This is a genomic window from Sphingobium lignivorans (genome assembly GCF_014203955.1).
Classification (GTDB): Bacteria; Pseudomonadota; Alphaproteobacteria; order Sphingomonadales; family Sphingomonadaceae; genus Sphingobium; species Sphingobium lignivorans.
The window spans coordinates 4,085,154-4,106,176 of the sequence record NZ_JACHKA010000001.1; the positions used below are offsets into that span (position 1 = coordinate 4,085,154).

Below are 21,023 nucleotides of genomic sequence, written 5' to 3' on the forward strand. Positions count from 1 at the left end.
ATGAACAAGCTTGCCGAATCGCTGCCCGGACGGCGCACCATCATCGATCGCCGGCAAGTCGCCGATGCGCTGAACGCCGAGCTGGTCGGCCTCGGCGACGTTCTGGCGCGCCGACAGGCGATCGTGGTCACGCTGCGCGAGGCGCTGGCGGCGGGGCGCCGGGAAGTGTCGGCGAGGCTCGCACGCAATCCCACGCGCGGTCGCGACGCGGTGACGGCGCAGGCCTTCCTCATGGACCAGATCGTGCGCCTGCTTTTCGACGCGACGGTCACGCATCTTTATCCGGTCAGCAATCCCACGGCGGCCGAGCGCCTGAGCGTTATCGCCGTGGGCGGCTACGGACGCGGAGAGATGGCGCCATACAGCGACGTCGATATCGGCTTCATCACGCCCTACAAGCCGACGTCCTGGACGGAGCAGGTGATCGAATCCATGCTCTATGCCCTCTGGGACCTGGGCCTCAAGGTCGGTCATTCCAGCCGCTCGATCGACGAGACCATGCGCATGGCGAGGTCCGACCTCACCATTCGCACGGCGCTACTGGAGGCACGCTTCATCTGGGGCGACCGTGGTGTCTATGACGAATGCGTGCGGCGCTTCGACAGCGACGTGATGCAAGGCACGGCGCGCAGCTTCGTGGCCGAGAAGCTGGCGGAGCGGGACGCGCGTCACAAGCAGATGGGTGACAGCCGCTATGTGGTGGAACCCAATGTCAAGGAGGGCAAGGGCGGCCTGCGCGACCTGCACACGCTCTTCTGGATCGGCAAATATGTGAACCGCGTACGCACCGTCGCCGAGCTGGTGGATGTCGGCCTGCTGACGCGGGCGGAGCTCTCCCAGTTCCAGCGCGCCGAGAATTTCCTGTGGGCCGTGCGGTGCCACATGCACGAGATATCGAACCGCGCCGAGGACCGGCTGACCTTCGATCTCCAGATCGAGGTGGCGCACCGGATGGGCTTCGTCGAGAAGCGCGGACGCCCCCCGGTCGAGCGCTTCATGCATCTCTATTTCCTGATGGCGAAGACGGTCGGCGATCTTACCGGCGTCTTTCTCGCGCATCTGGATGACACCATGGCCCGCAAGGGCCGCCGCTACATCCCGGCCATTTTCAGCCGTCCGCGCAAGCTGGACGGCTTCGTGCTGGATCGCGGCCGGATCGCCATTCCGCATGACGACTTCTTCCGCGAGCGACCGGTGCGGATGATCGAGATCTTCGCGCTGGCCGACAAGCACGACCTTCAGATCCATCCGAACGCCATGCGCGCCCTCAATCGTGACGCCGTCCTCATCGACCGGAAGGTACGCAACCATCCGGAAGCCAATGCCCTGTTCATGGGCATCCTCACATCGCCGCGCGACCCCGAGAAAGTGCTGCGCTGGATGAACGAGGCGGGCACGTTCGGCCGTTTCGTGCCGGACTTCGGCCGGGTCGTCGCGCAGATGCAGTTCGACATGTATCACCACTACACGGTCGACGAGCACACGATCCGGGCGATCGGCCTCCTCTCGCGGATCGAGAAGGGGGACCTGCGGGAAGACCATCCGCTCGGCAGCGCGATCATCACCAGGATCAATTCCCGGCGCGTGCTTTACGTCGCCGTTCTGCTCCACGACATCGCCAAGGGACGTGGCGGCGATCACAGCCTGCAAGGCGCCGAGATCGCCGAGAAACTTTGCCCGAGGCTGGGGTTGAGCGCCGCCGAGACCGAGACCGTCGCCTGGCTGGTGCGCTATCATCTGCTGATGTCGGCAACGGCCTTCAAGCGCGACCTGGCCGATTACAAGACGATCCTCGATTTCGCCGAAGTCGTGCAGAGCCCGGAGCGCCTGCGTCTGCTGCTGCTGCTGACCGTCGTGGATATCCGCGCCGTCGGGCCGGGTGTCTGGAACAGCTGGAAGCGCCAGCTCCTCACCGAGCTCTATGATGCCGCCGAGGAAGTCATCCGCCCCGGCCACAAGCAGCGGGGCAGGCAGGAGCGGATCGAGGAAAAGCGACAGAAGCTCTCCCAGCGCCTCGGCATCGGGGACAAGGCCTTCGACAAGCTGGTGAAGCATTTTCCCCAGTCATACTGGATTGCCGAGCCTGACCACATTCTGGAGCAGAATGCGCGGCACCTGCTGTCCGCAGGGCAGACCGGTCTTTCGATCGAGGCGCAGCCCTATCCGGAACGTGGCGCGACTCTGGTCACCGTCTATGCGGCCGACCATCCCGGCCTCTTCTATCGCATTGCCGGCGCCATCCATCTGGCGGGCGGCAACATCATCGATGCCCGCATCCACACGCTGAAGGACGGTTCGGCGCTCGATAATTTCCTGGTGCAGGATCCGCTTGGCCGTCGTTTCGATGCGCCCGAGCAGCTCGCGCGCATCAAGACCTATATCGAGGACGCGCTGGCCAATCGGCAGAAGCTGCTGACCAAGCTCGACCAGCGGCCCCTGCCCCGCACGCGCGCGGAAGCTTTCGAGGTCGTGCCGCAGGTCATCATCGACAACAAGGCCTCGAACCGCTTCACCGTGGTCGAGGTGATGGCGCGTGACCGGCCGGCGCTGCTGCTGAGCCTTGCCTTCGCCCTGTTCCAGTCCAAGACCATGGTCCACAGCGCTCATGTCGCCACGTTCGGCGAGCGGGCAGTGGACACTTTCTATCTCACCGATCTCCTCGGCGGAAAACTCGAGAGCAAGTCGCGCCTGGCGACGCTGGAGCGGCGCCTGCTCGATGCCGCCGACAATCGGTGCGGCGAATTGCTCGACGTGAACAATTTCGCCATGTCGGGCTGACACGGCAAACTGAAGCGTCCGGCGGAACCAGCCGTCCCGGCCCGCCGCGTCTGTGAAGAGAGCGGCGCGCCGGGCGACGGGCGGCGTTGCGTCAGTGCGAGATCAGCACCGGCACCTGAGCCTTGGCCAGCAGTTTCCGGCTCGCGCCGCCGAAAATCTGTTCGCGCAGGCGGCTGTGCCCGTAGCTGCCCATCACGCACCAGCGCGCGCCCGATCCGTTCAATTCGTCGAGCAGCTGGGTGCCGACATCGCCCGTCTTGGGGAGCAGACGGGCCGTGACCTTGCAGCCATGGCGATCGAGATAGGCGGCCACTTCGTCAGGGCTCGCTTCCCCTTCGCCGATGGTCAGCACCTCCACTTCGCTGGCCAGCTTGAGCAGCGGAACCGCGGCCCGAATGGCGGCGTCCGCGGGCGCCGAACCGTCCCAGGCGACGAGCACCTTGCCAAAGAGATCGAGCCGCTTCTGGTCCGTCGGCACCAGCAGGATCGGCGCCGAGGTCAGCTCCGCCAGCCGCGCGGCGGCATTGCCCGACTCGGCAATCTCCCCGAGGCCCTGCTTGCCCACGACGATGAGGTCCACCAGACGGATACTGTCGGTGATCGCCACGTCGGACTGGCCGTGAACGCGCGCCCATTCATAGCTCACGCCTTCATTGGCAAGTCGAGGCTCGAGTCGCTCGACATTGCTGTCCTCACGCTCCCGCTCGTCCATGAGCAGGACGCCCGCGCCGCCGCCGACGCCGAATCCATCGGCAATCACCGGCATCTGCACGACGTCGAGGCAGACCAGATGGCCCTCGACAGCCCTTACGACATCAAGCGCGGATTGCAGGCGCGCTTCCTGGCATACATCGTCATGAATCAGCACCATCACCGTTTTCATGGCAGCCTCCTCGCATTGGGCGGGCCCCGACCCGCTTCCGGCTTGTGGCACATTGTGCCTGCCAGGCCGAGCTTGCCTTGACCGGAGTCAAAAACAACCCCGCATTCCTGCAGTGCCTGCGCGTTGCCCGCGCGATTCCTGCTTGCCTCCCGGCGGGTCCGCGACTATAGCGCCGCGCTTCCATGCAACCATGGATGCCAGGGGACGGGCCGGCTGTAAGGGCTGCCGTGTTCGTCCGCAATCGTCTGCGTCATGCTCCTTGCGAGCGGCGCATAAACGGACAAGGAGACGAAAATGCCCAAGCTCAAGACCAAGAGCGGTGTGAAGAAACGCTTCAAGTTCACCGCCACCGGCAAGGTCAAGCATGGTGTGGCCGGCAAGCGCCACCGCCTGATCTCGCACAATGCGAAATATATTCGCCAGAACCGTGGCACGGAGGTTCTCTCCGACGCTGACGTCGCCCATGTGCGCCTCTGGGCGCCCTACGGCCTGAAGTAAGGAGTAGAGCGACATGGCACGTGTGAAACGCGGCACGACCACGAAGGCGAAGCACAAGAGGATTCTGGATCAGGCGAAGGGCTATTATGGCCGTCGCAAGAACACGATCCGCATCGCCCGTCAGGCCGTCGAGAAGGCCGGGCAGTACGCCTATCGCGACCGCAAGGTGAAGAAGCGCAGCTTCCGCGCCCTGTGGATCCAGCGCATCAACGCCGCCGTCCGCATGGAAGGCCTGACCTACGGTCAGTTCATGCACGGCCTCAAGCTCGCAGGCGTCGAACTGGACCGCAAGGTCCTGGCCGACATCGCGATGCACGAGGGCGAGGCGTTCAAGGGCATCATCGCGCAGGCCCGCGCGGCACTGCCCGCCGCCTGATCGGCAGCGCAATCCTGTCCCGAAGGGCGCCGGGGTCACCTCCGGCGCCCTTTTCGTTTGCGCCGAATTAGGCTAGCGGACCCGCCCATGAGTGAAGTCACATCCCTGAAGGACGGCCTCGTCGCCGAAATCGCCGCCGCCGATACGCTCGATGCCGTGGAATCGCTGCGCGTCGGCGCTCTGGGCAAGAACGGCGTCGTGACCGCGCTGCTCAAGACGCTTGGCGCGATGACCCCGGAGGAACGGCAGGCCAAGGGCCCGGCCATCCACGAGCTGCGGGAAAGCGTGACGGCGGCGCTGGCCACACGCAAGGCGGCGCTGGAAACCGCGGCTCTCGATGCGCGCCTCGCGGCCGAACGGCTCGACATGACCCTGCCCGCCGACCTGCCCCCGCAAGGCAGCGTCCATCCGGTCAGCCAGGTGATGGACGAGCTGGCGGAAATCTTCGCGGATCTCGGCTTCTCCGTCGCGACCGGCCCGGAGATCGAGGATGACTGGCGCAATTTCACGGCGCTGAACATCCCGGAGACGCATCCGGCCCGTGCGATGCACGACACATTCTATTTCGGCGACAATTATCGCGCGCCCGGCGGCAATGGCGAAACGGCCGCCATGTTGCTGCGCACGCATACCTCGCCAGTGCAGATCCGCACGATGATGCAGCAGGACGCGCCGATCCGCATCATCGCGCCGGGCCGCGTCTATCGCTCCGATTCGGACGCGACCCATACGCCGATGTTCCATCAGATCGAGGGCCTCGTCATCGACAAGGGCATTCACCTCGGCCACCTCAAATGGACGCTGGAGACCTTCCTCAAGGCCTTCTTCGAGCGGGAGGACATCGTGCTGCGCCTGCGCCCCAGCTATTTCCCCTTCACCGAGCCGTCCGTCGAGGTCGATGTCGGCTACACGGTCGAGAAGGGGCAGCGCGTGATCGGCGGCAGCGGCGATGCGGAGAATGGCGGCTGGATGGAAGTGCTGGGCAGCGGCATGGTCCACCCGGCCGTGATCCGCAACAGCGGCCTTGATCCGGCGGAATGGCAGGGCTTCGCCTTCGGCACCGGCGTCGACCGGCTGGCGATGCTCAAATATGGCATGAATGACCTGCGCGCCTTCTTCGACGGCGATCTGCGCTGGCTGCGCCATTATGGCTTCTCCGCGCTGGATGTGCCCACGCTCAGCGGAGGAGTCGGCGCATGAAGTTCACATTGTCCTGGCTCAAGGAGCATCTCGAGACCGACGCCGCGCTGAGCGATATCCTGCGCGCGCTCAACGATATCGGGCTGGAAGTCGAAGGCGTCGAGAATCCGGCGGAGAAGCTGGAAGGCTTCCGCATCGCGAAGGTTCTCACCGCCAGCCCGCATCCGCAGGCGGACAAGCTGCAGGTGCTGAGCGTCGACGCCGGCGACGGCGCGATGCAGGTGGTGTGTGGCGCGCCCAACGCCCGTGCCGGCCTTGTCGGCGTGTTCGGCATGCCCGGCGCGACCGTGCCCGCCAATGGCATGGTGCTGCGCGTGGCCGCCATCCGCGGTGTCGAATCGAACGGCATGATGTGCTCCACCCGCGAGCTGGAACTGGGCGAGGATCATGAAGGCATCATCGAGCTGCCGGCCGACGCGCCGGTGGGCACCGCCTTCGCCGATTATGCGCAGCTCGACGATCCCGTCATCGAGGTTTCCATCACTCCCAACCGGCAGGATTGCATGGGCGTGCGCGGCATCGCCCGCGATCTCGCCGCCAAGGGCATCGGCACGCTCAGGCCGCTGGACGCGATCCTCGCCATGCTGCCCCCGGTCGTGCCGCAGGGCCCCGGGCCCGACGTGCGCACCGATGATCCGGAAGGCTGCCCTGCTTTCTATGCGCAGGCCGTGCATGGCGTCACGAACGGCGCTTCGCCGGACTGGCTGCAGCGCCGGCTGAAGGCGATCGGCCAGAAGCCGATCAGCGCGCTGGTCGACATCACCAATTACGTCATGATCGGCCTTGGCCGCCCGCTCCACGTCTATGACATGGCGCGCCTCCGGGGCGGGCTGGTGGCGCGCAAGGCGCGGCCGGGCGAGCAGGTCCTGGCCCTCAACGGCAAGACCTATGCGCTGACCAGCGCCATGACCGTGATCGCCGACGAGGCCGCCGTGCACGACATTGGCGGCATCATGGGCGGCGAACATTCGGGCGCGCAGGACAAGACCACGGACGTGCTCATCGAGTGCGCCTATTTCACGCCCGAGAGTATCGCACGGACCGGCCAGGCGCTCGGCCTCACGTCAGACGCGCGCCAGCGCTTCGAGCGCGGCGTCGATCCGGCCTTCCTCGACGAGGGACTGGCCATCGCGACCCGACTGGTGGTGGCGCTGTGCGGCGGCACGGCCAGCGAGGTCACGCGGGCAGGAAGCCCGCCGCTGGAGACCCGAACCATCGCTTATGATCCTGCCCTCGCCGAACGGCTCGGCGGGCTGGCCATCCCCGAGAACCGGCAAGCGGCGATTCTGGAGAGGCTCGGCTTCACGGTCGGTGCCGACTGGCAGGTGACGGTTCCAAGCTGGCGCCGCGATGTTCATGGGCCCGCCGATATCGTGGAGGAAGTGGTCCGCATCGAGGGGCTCAACGAGGTCCCTTCCGTGCCGCTGCCCCGCGCGGCAGGCGTCGCGAAGCCGACCGCGACACCGCTCCAGCTCATCGAGCGCCGGGCACGCCGGGCGGCTGCGGCGCGTGGCCTCAACGAAGCGATCAACTGGTCCTTCATTTCCGAAGCGGAAGCGGCGCCCTTCGGCGGCGGGGACTGGACGCTGGCCAATCCGATCAGCGAAGACCTCAAGGTCATGCGCCCGACATTGCTTGCGGGCCTGCTCTCGGCGGCGCGGCGCAATGCCGATCGCGGTGCCTCCGCCATCCGCCTCTTCGAGATCGGCCGCCGCTATTTCCGCAAGGCGGATGGCAGCAGCGACGAGCGCCTCACGCTCGGCTTCGTGCTCGTGGGCGAGAAGCTGCCGCGCAGCTGGCAGGGCGGCAAGGCGCAACCCTTCAGCGCATTCGATGCCAAGGCGGAAGCCCTGACCCTGCTCGCGGCGGCAGGCGCGCCGGTCGCGCGCCTGCAGATGATGGACGAGGCCGGCAGCGCCTATCATCCCGGCCAGTCCGGCACGCTGCGGCTGGGGCCCAAGAATGTGCTGGCCGCTTATGGCGTGCTCCACCCCCGCCTTGTCCGCGCCTTCGGCCTGGATGGGACAGTGGTCGCCGGGGAACTGCATCTTGATGCGATTCCGCTGCCGAAGCGGACCGGCTTCATGCGCCCGCCCTACGCGCCGCCCGCCCTCCAGGCCGTCACCCGCGATTTCGCCTTCCTCGTGCCGGAAGCACTGGAAGCCGATGCGCTCGTGCGGGCGGTGCGCGGCGCCGACAAGGCTGCCATCGTGGATGCGCGCCTTTTCGACCTGTTCATCGGGCAAGGCGTGCCGGAGGGCCAGAAGAGCCTCGCCGTGGAAGTGACGCTGCAACCGGGCGACAAGAGCTTCACCGACGAGGAGCTGAAGGCCATCGCCGAGCGCATTGTCGCAGCGGCGGGGAAGCAGGGCGCGGTGCTGCGCGGCTGAGCGCCGTCGCGCCTACTTCTGCTTCTCGTCCTTCTTCTTCCCGTCGTCCTTCGCCTTGACGACGGGCGGCGGCGGCAATTTGCATCCGCGACTGACCGCCAGCCCGCGCAGATAGCCGCGCCGGGCGAGCCCGGCATTGACGGCAGCGTCGAATCGGCGCTCCGCGGGCGCCGCACCGCTCACTTCGCGCACCAGCCCGCGAAAGGGGATGAGCGAATTGACCACCGCCTCGCCGCCCGCCGCGGCGAGCTTGCCGAATTTGTCCTCATTCTCCTTGCTGTTCCCGCCGAAGTCGGGCCCGAGCACTTCGTTCAGCTCCGCGATCTGCGCGATGAGCGTCCGGCACCCCGAGCCCGGCGAGGCATAAGGCTGCGAGACGGCGCGCGTCAGAACCTCGGGGATCTCGGTTTTCTGGATTCCGACGTCGCGCACCGGCTGCGTGGCGATTTCCCCGGCCTTGTCGAGCGTCTTGTCCCCTTCCTTTTCCTGCGCGCCAGCCGCGCCGGCTAGCGTCAATGAAAGGAGGATGGTGAGGACTGGGCGTGTCATGTGATTTTCTCCCTGTCGCATCAGAGCAACGGATCATCCGGGTAACTGATAGCCATTGCTCTGGTTCCCTCGCGCAAGATCGCGATCCGCTGCCCCAGTATAGAGGCGCCGCCCATCCTCACTTCGCCGCCGTCACGACGGAAGGAGCGCAGCTTTTCGCAGCGGCAAGCCCGCGCAGATAGCCACGCCGCGCAAGCCCGGCATTGATCGCCGCGGTGCGCCGCCGGTCGGCGGGCCCCGCGCCCGAGATTTCCCGCACCAGACCCCGGAACGGGATGAGCGAATTGACGATCATTTCCCCGCCGGCATAAGCAAGCTGCTCGACCTTGTCCTCATCGCTCTTGTCCTCCACGTCAAAATCGGGGCCGAGCGCCTGATTGAGGCGAGCCAGCTCATAGTTGAGCCAGCGGCAATCCTGGCGACGCGGCACGGCATAGGGCTTCTCGACGGCCTCCTGGAGGACCGGCGGCACCTTGCGCTTGCTGATGCCGACATCCCGCGCGGGCTGGCTCGCGATGCGCCCCGCCTTCTCCAGTTCTTCTTCCTTGGGCGCCTGCGCGCGGACGGGCATGGTGGCGGGCAGCAGCAGGCCGGCCAGAACGGCACATAAGGGCGCGAGGGTCCGCCTCTGCGGCCCATGCGCCTTCTCCCGCACCCTGAACAGCTTGCGGCCCATGCCTGCCTTTCCCTATAGGAGCGCGATTTCGCTCCACTGACGGCCTCTTCCCCCCGGATCGCGCCACCCTACATCATCGGACAGCTCATGACGATTCCGTCCCGCCGCACTTTCGCGATCATTTCCCACCCCGACGCGGGCAAGACCACGCTGACCGAGAAGCTGCTGCTCGCGGGCGGCGCGATCCATCTCGCCGGCGAGGTGAAGGCACGCGGCGCCAATCGCCGTGCGCGATCCGACTGGATGAAGATCGAGCAGCAGCGGGGGATTTCCGTCACCAGCTCCGTGATGACGTTCGAGCGGCCGGATGCCGACGGCAATGTCATTACCTTCAACCTGCTCGACACGCCGGGCCACGAGGATTTCTCGGAAGACACCTATCGGACGCTGACGGCCGTGGATTCCGCCGTGATGGTGATCGATGCCGCCAAGGGCATCGAGCCACAGACGCGCAAGCTTTTCGAAGTCTGTCGCTTGCGTTCGGTGCCCATCATCACCTTCATCAACAAGGTCGATCGCGAGGGTCGCGACCCATTCGCGCTGCTGGACGAAGTCGCCGACGCCCTCGCGCTGGATGTCTGCCCGATGAGCTGGCCGGTCGGGATGGGCGGCGCATTCGAAGGGATTTTCGACTTCGCGACCAATCGGCTGATGCAGCCCTCCGGTCCGAGCAAGGAATTCCAGGGCACGGTTCATCAGCTTGACGGGCTGGACGATGCGACGCTGGAGCAGCATCTTTCCAAGGATGGGCTGGCGCAGTTGCGCGAGGAAGCCGAGCTTGCCCGCGGCGGCTATGCGTCCTTCGACCTGCAGGCCTATCTCCATGGCGATCTGACGCCGGTCTATTTCGGCTCCGCACTCAAGAATTTCGGCGTGGGCGAGCTGATCGCCGCCCTGTCCGCTTATGCGCCTTCGCCCCGCGCGCAGCCCGCCGAGCCGGCGCCGATCGATCCCGGGAATGATGAAGTGACCGGCTTCATCTTCAAGGTGCAGGCCAATATGGATCCGCAGCACCGGGACCGGATCGCCTTCATGCGGCTATGCTCCGGCAAGTTCCGGCGGGGCATGAAGCTGACGCCGAGCGGCAGCGGAAAGCCGATCGCGGTGCATTCGCCCATCCTGTTTTTCGCGCAGGATCGCGAGATCGCGGACGAAGCCTTCCCCGGCGATATCATCGGCATTCCCAATCACGGCACCTTGCGGGTCGGCGACACGCTTTCGGAGAAGGCGGGAGTCCGCTTCACCGGATTGCCCAATTTCGCGCCAGAAATTCTCCGGCGCATCACGCTCAAGGACCCGACCAAGACCAAGCAGCTGCGCAAGGCGCTCGATGACCTGAGCGAGGAAGGTGTGATCCAGGTCTTCTATCCCGAGATCGGCAGCCAGTGGATCATCGGCGTGGTCGGCCAGTTGCAGCTCGACGTGCTCATCAGCCGCCTCGAGGCCGAATATAAGGTGGGCGCCGCCCTTGAACCGGCGCCATTCGAGACCGCGCGCTGGCTGTCCGGCGAGGGCCGCATGCTGGAGGATTTCGCCGGCGTGAATCGCTCCAGCATGGCGAAGGACAGGGACGGGAACCCCGTTTTCCTGGCTCGCTCAGCCTGGGATGTCGGATATCAGTCGGAGCGGCATCCCGAAATCAAGTTCAGCGCGACCCGGGAACGATAAGGGGCTCAGCCCGCCTCGCTCTTGACGAGCTTGAGGTCGGCCGCTTGGGCGCTGCTCTTGTGGCTCATCCTGCCGTCGATCTGCCCGCCCGTGGCGATGCTGATGATCTCGTACGTCACGTCGCCAGTGATGCGGGCGCTGGCCTCCAGGATCAGCTCGTCCACGGTGACAGCGCCTTCGATCAGGCCGGCGATGCGCGCGCTCTTGGCGGTCACATGACCGATGATGCGGCTGTCGGCCCCCTGTACGAGCTGCGTGCAACTGATGTCGCCTTCGACCTTGCCGTCGATGTGGAGGTCCACGGTCGCCTCGATATTCCCGCTGATGACGACATCGCCGCCGATGATCGAGAAGGGCGTATGCTTAGCCCCGGTCGCTGCGGTCATGGACACGCCGCTTTGCTGTCTGCTGGACTTCGAGAACATCCTGCCGTGCCTCCAGAAAGGGACGCGGGTTCACTGCCGCGCCGTTCACCCGCACTTCGAAATGGAGATGCGATCCTGTCGAACGGCCGGTCGAGCCCATGCGGCCGATCTTCTGTCCGCGGCCAATCGTCTGCCCCACTTTCACGTCATAGCCGGAAAGATGGGCATAACGTGTCATCAGGCCCTTCCCGTGATCGATCTCGATCGTATTGCCATAGCCATGCTGAACGCCGACATGGCTGATCTTTCCCGGCGCTGCGGCGAGGATGGCCTGACCGTGAGGGCCACGGAAATCGATGCCGGCATGGAATGCCAGCATGCCGTTGAACGGGTCACGCCGATAGCCATAGGAGCTGGTCTGCATCGGTGCGGTGGTCGGGCGGCCGGAGGGAATGGCCGCCAGCGTCGTTTCCAGCGCATTGAGGCGCGTCAGCAAAACCGCCAGATCGCGCAATTCCGGCGCGAAGTCGAATGACCGGGCAGCGGGGACGAAGGGGCCGCCCTGTCCGCGGGGCATCCTGCCGAGCGTGGCGGGATTGAGACCAAAGCTGCGTATGGCCTTTTCCACGCGGGCGAGGCGGGCCTGCGCGGCTGCGGCGAGGCTGGTCTCGAGCGCGCGCTGACGTTCGAGCAGGGCCTGCATGCGGGCCGTCTCGGGCGATACGCTGCTCAGGGGTTTGCCGGACGCGGCGGCGGGGCCATTGCCGGTTCCGCCTGCCGCAGCACCTTCCACGCCTTCCGGCGCGACGCGCAGGTCGACTCGCTGGAGAACCTGCTCAAGCGCCTCCTGGCGCTGTTCGATATCATGCGCGATTTCGCTGACGGACCGCTTGTAGGCGTCCACCTGTGCCTGGCGGGAGCTGAGCGCGGCCCGGTCGCGGGCGAGATCGCTGCGCTCCCACCACATGGCAGCCTGGCTCCAGAGCATCGCGAACGTGCCGATGGTCCAGAGCAGCACGACGAAAGCCGCCACGGCAGCCGCCATCCACTGAACGCGTGTTGAAATCCGAAGGAATCGCACCTGCCCGCCAGTGCGCAGGAAAATCTCTCGCTCTGGTGCGAGAGATTGCAGGAACGCGATCACCCCTCCGGGAGTTATGTTGTTCGATGCCACCCGATTGCTCTGTTATATATCATTTGATCAGAGGCGCTGGCGCTACCAGAGGACGCCTCTCCCGGCGAATCGTCCACCCCTCGCCAGCGACGAGTCGAAGGCAAGGTGAGGTGAACCGAGACAGATAGGCGCCGCGGACCCGAAAATAACGGAACCGCGCGCCCGCGACTCGCGGGCAGGCCATCGCCGCGGCGGCCCTTCTGCGCGCTCTGGCCCCTTTCTCTTTTTTCGCTGGAGAGGACTCGGCGCAGGATCGATGAAGGGGCGTTGCCACAGCAATTTTGCGCGGCTATAGGCCATTCCTCGCCATGTGGGGACGCCACTCCCCCGGCGCTGCGCGGAGACGTGGGTGAGTGGCTGAAACCAGCGGTTTGCTAAACCGTCGTAGCCTTAAGGGGCTACCGAGGGTTCGAATCCCTCCGTCTCCGCCACTTTTCCTGTTCTCGTTTAGACGTTTAGACAATACGCGAAGCGGCTTTATCCCTTAATAGCTCCACACTGCCAACTTTACCGAAAGTTTCGACGGGAGCATAAATGTCAAAGTTCGAGCCGCTTGCAGACTATTGTCGCAACCAAACGCTGCGTGAGTTTGAGCTCACTTTTCCAAAGATCGAAACGATCATTGGGGACAAACTTCCCGCAAGCGCGCTCCGTCCCCAATACTGGGCAAATGTGGTGGATGGAGGCGGCCCTGTTCGTGCTGCTATGCGGGAAACGATGTATGACACATTCCTTATAGCGGGATCGCGACGGGTTAGGTTTGAGCGTCGACGGTAAGGGCGGACGTCCACGGCCGGGAATCAAAGCACGGTTTTATAGCACAACGATCGTTGCCCGAATCGGAACCAGGCCCGCCTTCAGGCGCCGAACGGGCGGGCCAAGGTGCGGCACCATGCGCCGAACGCGGCTTCGCTGGCGAGCAGGCTGAGCGCTGCGAGCGCAATCATGGCGGCGCCGAGCCAGCGTTCCCCGCCATGGGCGCGCAGGGCCGATTGCAGGCGGCCGAAACCGAGGCCGGCGGCGATGAGAGCGGGCAAGGTGCCGAGACCGAAGCCGAGCATGACGAGCGCTCCGCCAGCGGCACTGCCCGCGAACAGTGCGAAGAGCAGTGCGCCATAGACCATGCCGCAGGGCAGCAGCCCCCAGGCGAGGCCACCGGCGAAGCGGCGCGCGGCGACTGGCATGTGCAGCAATGCCCGCGCCATCAGGCGGCGCGGCGCGAAGCCATGGCCGAGCAAAGCCGGCGCAGGCGCCAGCCCGGCCGTCACCAGACCCATCCAGCCGAGCGAGGCGGCGGCGGCCCAGCGCAGCAGATGATGCCCCGCCGCGGCATCCACCTGCCCCGCTGCAAGGCCGCCAGCCGCCCCCGCGAGGGCACCGAGCAAGGCATAGCTCAGGATGCGGCCGCCATGGAGCAGGGCCTGCGCGCGCATGTCCGCCGCTGGCGTGGTACAACCGCCGGCATAGCCGAACATCAAGGAGATGCCGCCGCACATGCCAATGCAATGCAGGCTGGAAGCGAGGCCGAGCGCGGCACCCCCGAGAAGGCTGAACGAGGAGGCCATCAGGGCCTCCGCGCCCGGACGCCGCACCTCGCCCGGCGAGCATATGGCGTCATGGTGAGGCGTGGGTCGCTGGTCATCGCCCCGGCCTAGATGGCTGTACTGAAACGCTGCGGCTGCTGGGTACGCCAGCGGTCGAACAGCACAGCGATGACGCGGCCATAGGGCCGGCCCTCCTCCGTGATGCGCAACTGCTCCCCCTCCAGCGAAGCGAGACCGCGCTCGAGGAAGGGCGCGAGGCCCTGGCCGATCGTGGCATCGCCGAGAAAGGCGCCGACATTCGCCGCGCGGCCGCACAGCAGGTCCGCGATGATGGCGGCGCGGCGCTGGTCCTCCCGATCCCGCGCGACGCCGCGCTCGCCGGTGAGCAGGCCGGCGAGCGCGCCCATGCGATAGCGCCCACTGTTCTTCTCATTCTGCACGAGCAGGTCGGGGAACTCGCTGATCGCGGTGGCGCCCAGGCCGATGAGAACGCGCGCCTGATCGTCCGTGAAGCCCTGGAAATTGCGCCGCACCCGCCCCTCGCGCGAGGCGAGGGCCAGCGGATCGTGCGGAAGGGCGAAATGATCGAAGCCCACGGCGACATAGCCAGCGGCGACCAGCCGGTCGTGCCCCAGCGCGGCCATGGCGAAGCGCTCGGGCTGGTCGGGGAGATTGTCCGCGCGGATGCGGCGCTGGCGCGGCAGCAGATGCGGCACATGGGCATAGCCGAACAGCGCGATCCGCTCCGGCGCGAGGGCGAGTGTCTCGTCCAGCGTGGCGGAGAGAAGCGCGCGATCCTGCCCCGGCAGGCCGTACATGAGATCGAAATTGATCGAGCTGACGCCCTGGGCGCGCAGGGCCGCGACTGTCTCCACGATCATCTCGCGCGGCTGGACGCGGCCGATCGCTTCCTGAATCGCCGTATCGAAGGTCTGGACGCCAAGACTGGCGCGCGTCACGCCGGCACGGCCGAGCACGGCGAACCAGTCCGCGCTGGTCGTGCGCGGATCGAGCTCGATGGAGATGTCCGCGCCTTCCGCGTCGAAAGCCCGGCGCATCGCGCCCAGCAGGCGCATGAACTGATCCGGGGTGAGCGCATTGGGACTGCCGCCGCCAAAGGCGATGCGGCCGACCTGCCCTCGCCCGCCCAGCCGGCCCGCGACCGTCTCCACCTCGGCGCACAGCGCATCGAGATAGGCGGTCAGCCGCTGGGCGCGATTGGCCCGGCCGGTGTTGCAGCCGCAATACCAGCAGATCTCCTCGCAAAAGGGGATATGCGCATAAAGGGAAACAGGCTCGTCCGGCGCAATGCGCGCGAGCGCGGCCTCCTGTTGGGCGGATCCGACGGCGGCCGAGAACTCGGCGGCGGTCGGATAGCTGGTGTAACGCGGCACGGGCCGCGCCAGCAGATCGGGATGGCAGCTCCACATGGACGGCACGCTAGCCGCTGCGCGCCGCTGGTTCCTTGCGCTCGATCAAAGCGCGGCTTGCCTCCCGTCAAGGCTCCGGCCGGCCGCGTGGCCTAGGGCTGCGGCCATCGTTCAGGGAAAGAAAGGAACGAGAACCATGAAAGCAAGATTTCTCACCTGCGCCGCCGGCGCCCTCGCTCTGGTGATGCCGATGGCCGCGCAGGCGGGCACCCCGGACGGCAAGCTGCAGGTCAAGGTGCTTGGTACCGCCGTGCTGCCCGAGGGCGGCATCGACGAGATCCGCTCCGCCAGCGTGACCCTGCCTGCCGGCACCGATACCAAGGCCAGCGACAATTATGTGCCGACCGTGGCCATCGAATATTTCGTCACGCCGTCCATCTCCGTCGAGACGATCTGCTGCACCACGGCGCACCATGTCGACGGTTCCGGCGCGATCGCCGGAGTGGACAAACTGCTCGACGACATCCTCATCGTGCCCGCCACTTTCACGCTGAAATATCACCTGACCGGCCTCGGTGCGGTGAAGCCCTATATCGGTGCGGGCCCCAGCTACTTCCTGGTGCTCGATTCCAAGGTGGGCAGCGGCGGCGTCGCGGCCCTCGGGGCGGACAGCGGCAAGCTGAAGAGCAAGTTCGGCGCCGCGGTCCAGGCCGGCGTGGACATCGCTATTGGCGATCAGGGCTTCGGCCTGACGGTGGACGCCAAGCGCTATTTCATGAAGCCGATCGCGGCTTTCTACAATGCCTCGGGCGCCACGATCCTCGAGACCCGGCACAAGCTGGACCCGTGGGTCGTGAGCGCGGGTATTTCCTACCGCTTCTGATCTGATCCCCAACCGGGTCGCGGCAACAGCGCGGGCCCTCCGCAACGGAGGGACCCGCGCTTTGCTTTTGTTGTGGCGAGGGCACGCGGGCACAGCCTCAGCTTGTTGCGCGAGACGACTGCTAACGATGTCGAGCATGACACAAGAGCTGTCGATGAGCCGCACCAATGTCGGCCGGTCTCCGCAGGCCATCATCGGAAGCGCTCTCCGCCCTCTTCAGGCGAGCGGCTGGTCCTTCCCGAACGGGTGCGAGCACGAAAAAGCGGATCAGGCCCGGATATCACTGCCGGGCAGGCATCCGGCCCTCAGGACGCCGGGCTGTCGTCATCCTCGATGAGGATACGCATGGCGGCGCCGTCCGGATCGTCGAACTGCCCGGCCCGCAATGACCAGAGGAAAGCCACGAGCCCGGTCAGGCCGAGCAGCAGCGCGACGGGGATGAGGAACAGGAGACCGTTCATTTGACTTTCCAGCGCAGGCGGAGCGAGTTGGCGATGACGATCAGCGAGCTGGTCGACATGGCGACAGCGGCGATAAGCGGTGTCACCTTGCCCGCCATTGCCAGCGGCACCGCGAGGACATTGTAGCCGACCGCCAGCGCGAAATTTTCCCGCACCACGCGCATGGTCGCGCGGGCGGCGCGGACCGCCACGGGAATGCCGCCGAGCCGGTCGCCCAGGAAGACGATGTCCGCCGCCTGCTGGCCGACATCGCTGGCCGAGGCGGGCGCCATGGAGACATGCGCGGCAGCCAGCGCGGGGCCGTCGTTGAGGCCGTCGCCGACCATCAGGGGACGGTGACCGGCGGCGATGCGGGCCTCCAGCAATGCCATCTTGTCGGCCGGGCGCATGTCGCCCTCGCCCGGGATACCGAGCCTGTCGGAGACCGCCTTCACGGCATCCTCCCGGTCCCCCGACATGATTCGCGCAGGCAGGCCGAGCGCGGCAAGCTGGGCCAGCGCATCGGCGGCGTCGGGACGCAGGGCATCGGTGAAGCGGATGATATGCGGTGCCTCACCGAGCAGGTCGAGTGCCACGGCGGCGCGCCCGTCGCCATCGGCGGGCAGTTCCCCGGGACGCGGGCGGCGCATGGCGACCAGATGGTCCCCATAGCGCGCCTCCACGCCTTCGCCGGGCTTCTCGACGACGTCGGTCAGGGTGGCCGGACCGACATCGGCCCCGCCCAGCGCCTGACGCAGCGCAATCGCGAGCGGGTGACGGCTCGCCATCGCCAGCGCGCGAACAATGCCGCGTTCAGCCTCGCCGAGTGTCTCCAGCCCGTCAGGCACCGGGCGGCCGAGCGTGAGCGTGCCGGTCTTGTCGAGCAGCGCTTCATCGGCTTGCGCGAGCCGCTCCAGTGCGCTGCCATCCTTCACCAGCAGGCCCGCGCGCATCATGGTGCCGCAGACGACGACCTGCGCCACCGGCACGGCGAGGCCGAGCGCGCAGGGGCAGGTGATGATGAGCACCGCGATGGCCACCAGCAGCGACTGGTGCCAGCCGGCGCCCGCGATCATCCAGCCCGCAAAGCTCAGACCGGCGAGCAGGTGTACGACTGGCGCGTACAGGCGCGAGGCGCGATCGGCGATGCGGACATAATGCGAGCGGGACTGCGCCGCGCCTTCCATCAGCCGCGCAATCTCCGCGATGGTGCGTGCCTCGCCGACCGCCGTAACCCGCAGCGTCACCGGCGCTTCCAGGTTGAGCGTGCCGGCAGTGGCGGTGTCGCCCGGCCCGGCCACCACCGGCGCGCTTTCGCCCGTGAGCAGCGAGAGGTCGAACCGGCTGCTGCCCTGCTCGATGATACCGTCCGCCGCCAGCCGCTCGCCGGCCGCGACCAGCAGCCGGTCGCCCACGGCGAGCGCGTCGGCCGAGACCCACTGGCTGCCGCCGGCGGCGTCGAGCCGCATGGCGCCGGGCGCCGTACGCCGCACCAGGGCTTCGGCGCCGCTTGCCGCGCGGCCGCGCATCATCTCGTCGAGCACGCGGCCCGCGAGAAGGAAGGCGAGCAGCATCAGCGCGCCATCGAACCAGGCATGCTCGCCGCCCACGATCGTCTCGTAGAAGCTCATGCCGGTGGCGAGCGTGACGCCGATGGAGATCGGCACATCCATGTTGGTGGTGCCCGCCCTCAGCGCCCGGAATGCCGATTCGAAGAAGGGACGCCCGGCATAGGCAACTGCCGGGATGGCGATGAGCGCCGAGATCCAGTGGAAGAGATGGCGCGCATTGCCATCCGCGCCTGACCAGACCGAGACGGACAGCAGCATCACGTTCATCGCCGCGAAGCCGGCAACGGCGAGAGCGCGGATCAGGCGCTTGAGCGCGGCGCTGCGTGCCTGGCTGGCGGCCCCCTGAAGCGACTGCGCCTCGAAGCCGATCGCGTCGAAGGCCCGGATGATGTCCGGCTCCTCGAGCGCGGGGGCATGGGCCACCGTGACCGTCTTGCTGGAGAAATTGACGCGCGCGCCCTCAATGCCCGGCTGCGCGGGCAACAGGCGCTCGATCTTGGCGATGCAGCCGGCACAATGCATGTCCGGCACGGCGAAACGGGTTTCGACCGGCGTGCCGGTCCAGGCCTCGCTGGCGTCATGATAGCTCATGACAGGTCGACGATGCGATTGAGCTCCCGGCCATGGGCCTGCGCCCGGACATGAATGATCCAGCGCCCGGCGGGCAGCGCGCCGACGCTCTGGTAACGGCCGCCGCCGATATGGCGGAACTGCATGGTCCGCTCGGGCGCGCGGCCGAGCGGATGGCGCACCAGCGCGGTGATCCGGGCATCGGTCATCGCCGAGGCAGCCTCGTGCAGCGTGACGTCCAGCCGCTGGCCGGGCGTGCGGGCGAGGTCCAGCGTCCAGCCCAGCGCCTCTTCCTCCCGGGCCTTTTCCAGCCAGCCATTGAACCTCTGGCTCGCGACATAGCTGTTCTCCACGACCTTGCCGCCGAAGGTGCTGCTGGCGAGGCGCGCCATGGTGAGATTGACCGCGATCACGATGCCGAAGAACGTGACCAGAATGGCAGCCATGTGCCGCCCGGTGAACCGGCCGGCGCCCTTGTGTGCCTGCTCGCCTTCATGCCTGCCAGTCATTCGCTTTCCTCCGGACGAACAAAGCTTTCCGCATCGCGCGCCTTTTCACCGCCATCACCCCCCGCCTGGACCGTGAACGCAAAGTCCTCCCGGGCGGAACCGGCCGCGGGCGCGACGACATAGATATGTTCCTTGAGCACCTGATCGGCAGGCACTTCGACGGTGATGCTCCGTGCGGCGGATTCGCGGGTGTCGCTTTCCTTCCACATGCGCGCGCCGGGCAGCCCCTCGAGAGCGATGGTCATTTCGCGCGGGCGATTCTCCATGTTGCGCAGCTTGATGAGCCAGGCATTGCGGATCGACCCGTCCGACAGGCGGACATATTCGGGATTGCGATCGGCATTGGCGGCGATGTCGATCCGCGCCCGGGTGCCGAGGGCGAACAGCATCGCGACCCCGATGGCGCACCAGAGGCCGAAATAGACGAGCGTGCGCGGGCGCAGCAGGCGCCGTATCGCGGGCACGGGCGCTTCGCCGCGCATCTCGCGCTCGCAGTCCAGCTCGGTCGCATAATCGATGAGGCCGCGCGGCCGGTCGATCTGATCCATCACCTTGTCGCAGGCGTCGATGCACAGCGCGCAGGTGATGCAGCCAATCTGCGGCCCTTCGCGGATATCGATGCCGGTGGGGCACACCTGCACGCACTGCAGGCAATCGATGCAGTCGCCGAAATGTGCCTCGTCACTGGCGGCGCGCTTCTTGCCGTGGCTGCGTGGCTCGCCGCGCCAGTGCTTGTAGGTCACGATCAGCGATTTCTCGTCCGTCATCGCGGCCTGGATGCGCGGCCAGGGGCACATGTAGATGCACACCTGCTCGCGCATGAAACCGCCCAGGATGAAGGTGGTCATCGTGAGGACGAAAGTGGTGCCATAGGCCACGAAGGGGGCCTGACCGGTCCAGAATGCGTGCTGCAGCGTCGGCGCATCGGCGAAATAGAAGATCCACGCGCCGCCGGTCGCGAAGGAGATGAGCAGCCAGACCGCCCATTTGCGCATCCGCTTCCATACCTTGCTGGCCGTCCATGGCGCACGATCGAGCCGGATCTGCGCATTACGATCGCCGTCGAGGAAGCGCTCGACATGCTGGAACAGGTCGGTCCACACCGTTTGCGGACAGGCATAACCGCACCAGGCGCGGCCGACGGCGGACGTCACCAGGAACAGGCCGACACCCGCCATGATGAGCAGACCGGCGACATAATAGAATTCGTGCGGCCAGATCTCGATCGAGAACATGAAGAAGCGCCGATTGGCGAGATCGATCAGCACGGCCTGGTCGGGCGCATGGGGGCCGCGATCCCAGCGGATCCATGGCGTCACCCAGTAGATGGTGAGCGTCACCGCCATCACCAGCCACTTGAATCGGCGGAACGGCCCGTCGACCTGCTTGGGGAAGACGGCCTTGCGCTTCTGATAGACGCCCAGCGGCGAATCGGTGATGTCGTTCATGCTATTCATGGCAGCACGTCCCAAGGGGGAGAAACTCGTGCGCGCGACGCTAGCGAGTCTGGCGCGCGAAGCATTGAGGCAGATCAAGAGGCTGCCTGCCCCTGCGTGGCTGCTGCCGGGTCGCCCATGAA

The 21,023-nt window shown here is 66.6% G+C and carries 18 protein-coding genes and 1 tRNA gene; 8 read left to right on the forward strand and 11 right to left on the reverse strand.

Going from position 1 to position 21,023, the window contains the following annotated elements; all coding sequences use genetic code 11:
- Window positions 1-2,778 carry a [protein-PII] uridylyltransferase gene (locus tag HNP60_RS19085; protein WP_260394980.1) on the forward strand — a complete coding sequence of 926 codons (2,778 nt, stop codon included), beginning with the start codon at window positions 1-3 and terminating at the stop codon, window positions 2,776-2,778.
- Window positions 2,779-2,869: 91 nt separating this feature from the next.
- Here the strand turns inward: HNP60_RS19085 and HNP60_RS19090 are convergent, their stop codons facing one another.
- On the reverse strand, window positions 2,870-3,661 hold the full coding sequence (locus HNP60_RS19090; RefSeq protein WP_184156591.1) for a universal stress protein: 792 nt from the start codon (window positions 3,659-3,661) through the stop codon (window positions 2,870-2,872).
- 294 nt (window positions 3,662-3,955) lie between these two features.
- Here HNP60_RS19090 and rpmI point away from each other — a divergent pair, with 294 nt between their 5' ends.
- The 4 genes from rpmI (at window position 3,956) to pheT (ending at window position 8,125) form a co-directional block, all read left to right on the forward strand.
- Window positions 3,956-4,159 (forward strand): 50S ribosomal protein L35, encoded by a 204-nt coding sequence (gene rpmI, locus HNP60_RS19095; RefSeq protein WP_014078133.1) that lies wholly within the window; start codon window positions 3,956-3,958, stop codon window positions 4,157-4,159.
- Between the two features lie 13 nt (window positions 4,160-4,172).
- The gene (rplT, locus tag HNP60_RS19100; RefSeq protein WP_014078134.1) at window positions 4,173-4,535 is read left to right on the forward strand and encodes a 50S ribosomal protein L20; all 363 of its coding nucleotides are present in this window, start codon (window positions 4,173-4,175) and stop codon (window positions 4,533-4,535) included.
- 87 nt (window positions 4,536-4,622) lie between these two features.
- On the forward strand, window positions 4,623-5,735 hold the full coding sequence (pheS, locus tag HNP60_RS19105; RefSeq protein WP_184156593.1) for a phenylalanine--tRNA ligase subunit alpha: 1,113 nt from the start codon (window positions 4,623-4,625) through the stop codon (window positions 5,733-5,735).
- Window positions 5,732-8,125, forward strand: coding sequence for a phenylalanine--tRNA ligase subunit beta (gene pheT / locus HNP60_RS19110; RefSeq protein ID WP_184156595.1), 2,394 nt, complete (start codon window positions 5,732-5,734; stop codon window positions 8,123-8,125). Before pheS ends, pheT begins: the two co-directional genes overlap by 4 nt.
- A 12-nt stretch (window positions 8,126-8,137) precedes the next feature.
- On the opposite strand, the gene HNP60_RS19115 is transcribed toward pheT, so the two are convergent.
- Both HNP60_RS19115 and HNP60_RS19120 read right to left on the reverse strand, forming a co-directional pair.
- Window positions 8,138-8,674 carry a hypothetical protein gene (locus tag HNP60_RS19115; RefSeq protein WP_260394981.1) on the reverse strand — a complete coding sequence of 179 codons (537 nt, stop codon included), beginning with the start codon at window positions 8,672-8,674 and terminating at the stop codon, window positions 8,138-8,140.
- A 118-nt stretch (window positions 8,675-8,792) separates the two neighbouring features.
- Window positions 8,793-9,350 (reverse strand): hypothetical protein, encoded by a 558-nt coding sequence (locus tag HNP60_RS19120; protein ID WP_260394982.1) that lies wholly within the window; start codon window positions 9,348-9,350, stop codon window positions 8,793-8,795.
- Between the two features lie 87 nt (window positions 9,351-9,437).
- On the opposite strand from HNP60_RS19120, the gene HNP60_RS19125 reads away from it, so the two are divergent.
- Entirely contained in the window at window positions 9,438-11,018 is a 1,581-nt protein-coding gene (locus HNP60_RS19125; RefSeq protein ID WP_184156600.1) for a peptide chain release factor 3, read from the forward strand.
- Window positions 11,019-11,023: 5 nt separating this feature from the next.
- Here the strand turns inward: HNP60_RS19125 and HNP60_RS19130 are convergent, their stop codons facing one another.
- The gene (locus HNP60_RS19130) at window positions 11,024-11,404 is read right to left on the reverse strand and encodes a bactofilin family protein (protein WP_184156602.1); all 381 of its coding nucleotides are present in this window, start codon (window positions 11,402-11,404) and stop codon (window positions 11,024-11,026) included.
- The gene (locus HNP60_RS19135; RefSeq protein ID WP_338056745.1) at window positions 11,382-12,416 is read right to left on the reverse strand and encodes a M23 family metallopeptidase; all 1,035 of its coding nucleotides are present in this window, start codon (window positions 12,414-12,416) and stop codon (window positions 11,382-11,384) included. The genes HNP60_RS19130 and HNP60_RS19135 overlap by 23 nt, the downstream gene beginning before the upstream one ends.
- 480 nt (window positions 12,417-12,896) lie before the next feature.
- Here HNP60_RS19135 and HNP60_RS19140 point away from each other — a divergent pair.
- Window positions 12,897-12,988, forward strand: a tRNA-Ser gene (locus HNP60_RS19140).
- 426 nt (window positions 12,989-13,414) lie between these two features.
- On the opposite strand, the gene HNP60_RS19145 is transcribed toward HNP60_RS19140, so the two are convergent.
- On the reverse strand, window positions 13,415-14,122 hold the full coding sequence (locus HNP60_RS19145) for a sulfite exporter TauE/SafE family protein (protein WP_184156606.1): 708 nt from the start codon (window positions 14,120-14,122) through the stop codon (window positions 13,415-13,417).
- An 86-nt stretch (window positions 14,123-14,208) separates the two neighbouring features.
- Window positions 14,209-15,531 carry an oxygen-independent coproporphyrinogen III oxidase gene (gene hemN / locus HNP60_RS19150; RefSeq protein WP_184156608.1) on the reverse strand — a complete coding sequence of 441 codons (1,323 nt, stop codon included), beginning with the start codon at window positions 15,529-15,531 and terminating at the stop codon, window positions 14,209-14,211.
- Window positions 15,532-15,667: 136 nt separating this feature from the next.
- Here hemN and HNP60_RS19155 point away from each other — a divergent pair, with 136 nt between their 5' ends.
- On the forward strand, window positions 15,668-16,354 hold the full coding sequence (locus tag HNP60_RS19155) for an OmpW/AlkL family protein (RefSeq protein ID WP_184156610.1): 687 nt from the start codon (window positions 15,668-15,670) through the stop codon (window positions 16,352-16,354).
- 305 nt (window positions 16,355-16,659) lie between these two features.
- Here HNP60_RS19155 and ccoS read toward each other — a convergent pair whose 3' ends face one another.
- From ccoS to ccoG, 4 genes are read right to left on the reverse strand one after another with little or no spacing between them, the layout of a single operon-like run.
- Window positions 16,660-16,815 (reverse strand): cbb3-type cytochrome oxidase assembly protein CcoS, encoded by a 156-nt coding sequence (gene ccoS / locus HNP60_RS19160; protein WP_184052046.1) that lies wholly within the window; start codon window positions 16,813-16,815, stop codon window positions 16,660-16,662.
- Window positions 16,812-18,956 carry a heavy metal translocating P-type ATPase gene (locus HNP60_RS19165; RefSeq protein ID WP_184156611.1) on the reverse strand — a complete coding sequence of 715 codons (2,145 nt, stop codon included), beginning with the start codon at window positions 18,954-18,956 and terminating at the stop codon, window positions 16,812-16,814. Before HNP60_RS19165 ends, ccoS begins: the two co-directional genes overlap by 4 nt.
- Window positions 18,953-19,444 (reverse strand): FixH family protein, encoded by a 492-nt coding sequence (locus HNP60_RS19170; protein WP_184156613.1) that lies wholly within the window; start codon window positions 19,442-19,444, stop codon window positions 18,953-18,955. The genes HNP60_RS19165 and HNP60_RS19170 overlap by 4 nt, the downstream gene beginning before the upstream one ends.
- Window positions 19,441-20,901, reverse strand: a complete 1,461-nt coding sequence (ccoG, locus tag HNP60_RS19175) for a cytochrome c oxidase accessory protein CcoG (protein ID WP_184156615.1) — start codon at window positions 20,899-20,901, stop codon at window positions 19,441-19,443. The genes HNP60_RS19170 and ccoG overlap by 4 nt, the downstream gene beginning before the upstream one ends.
- Window positions 20,902-21,023: the final 122 nt, after the last annotated feature.

Excerpts from the sequence above, each read along its gene's own strand:
- HNP60_RS19085 (WP_260394980.1), top strand. The coding sequence starts at position 1 with ATGAACAAGCTTGCCGAATCGCTGCCCGGACGGCGCACCATCATCGAT.
- HNP60_RS19115 (WP_260394981.1), bottom strand. The coding sequence starts at position 8,674 with ATGACACGCCCAGTCCTCACCATCCTCCTTTCATTGACGCTAGCCGGC.
- rpmI (WP_014078133.1), top strand. The coding sequence starts at position 3,956 with ATGCCCAAGCTCAAGACCAAGAGCGGTGTGAAGAAACGCTTCAAGTTC.
- ccoG (WP_184156615.1), bottom strand. The coding sequence starts at position 20,901 with ATGAATAGCATGAACGACATCACCGATTCGCCGCTGGGCGTCTATCAG.
- hemN (WP_184156608.1), bottom strand. The coding sequence starts at position 15,531 with ATGTGGAGCTGCCATCCCGATCTGCTGGCGCGGCCCGTGCCGCGTTAC.
- HNP60_RS19155 (WP_184156610.1), top strand. The coding sequence starts at position 15,668 with ATGAAAGCAAGATTTCTCACCTGCGCCGCCGGCGCCCTCGCTCTGGTG.
- HNP60_RS19090 (WP_184156591.1), bottom strand. The coding sequence starts at position 3,661 with ATGAAAACGGTGATGGTGCTGATTCATGACGATGTATGCCAGGAAGCG.
- HNP60_RS19145 (WP_184156606.1), bottom strand. The coding sequence starts at position 14,122 with ATGGCCTCCTCGTTCAGCCTTCTCGGGGGTGCCGCGCTCGGCCTCGCT.
- HNP60_RS19165 (WP_184156611.1), bottom strand. The coding sequence starts at position 18,956 with ATGAGCTATCATGACGCCAGCGAGGCCTGGACCGGCACGCCGGTCGAA.
- rplT (WP_014078134.1), top strand. The coding sequence starts at position 4,173 with ATGGCACGTGTGAAACGCGGCACGACCACGAAGGCGAAGCACAAGAGG.
- HNP60_RS19120 (WP_260394982.1), bottom strand. The coding sequence starts at position 9,350 with ATGGGCCGCAAGCTGTTCAGGGTGCGGGAGAAGGCGCATGGGCCGCAG.
- HNP60_RS19130 (WP_184156602.1), bottom strand. The coding sequence starts at position 11,404 with ATGACCGCAGCGACCGGGGCTAAGCATACGCCCTTCTCGATCATCGGC.
- pheS (WP_184156593.1), top strand. The coding sequence starts at position 4,623 with ATGAGTGAAGTCACATCCCTGAAGGACGGCCTCGTCGCCGAAATCGCC.
- ccoS (WP_184052046.1), bottom strand. The coding sequence starts at position 16,815 with ATGAACGGTCTCCTGTTCCTCATCCCCGTCGCGCTGCTGCTCGGCCTG.
- HNP60_RS19170 (WP_184156613.1), bottom strand. The coding sequence starts at position 19,444 with ATGACTGGCAGGCATGAAGGCGAGCAGGCACACAAGGGCGCCGGCCGG.
- pheT (WP_184156595.1), top strand. The coding sequence starts at position 5,732 with ATGAAGTTCACATTGTCCTGGCTCAAGGAGCATCTCGAGACCGACGCC.
- HNP60_RS19125 (WP_184156600.1), top strand. The coding sequence starts at position 9,438 with ATGACGATTCCGTCCCGCCGCACTTTCGCGATCATTTCCCACCCCGAC.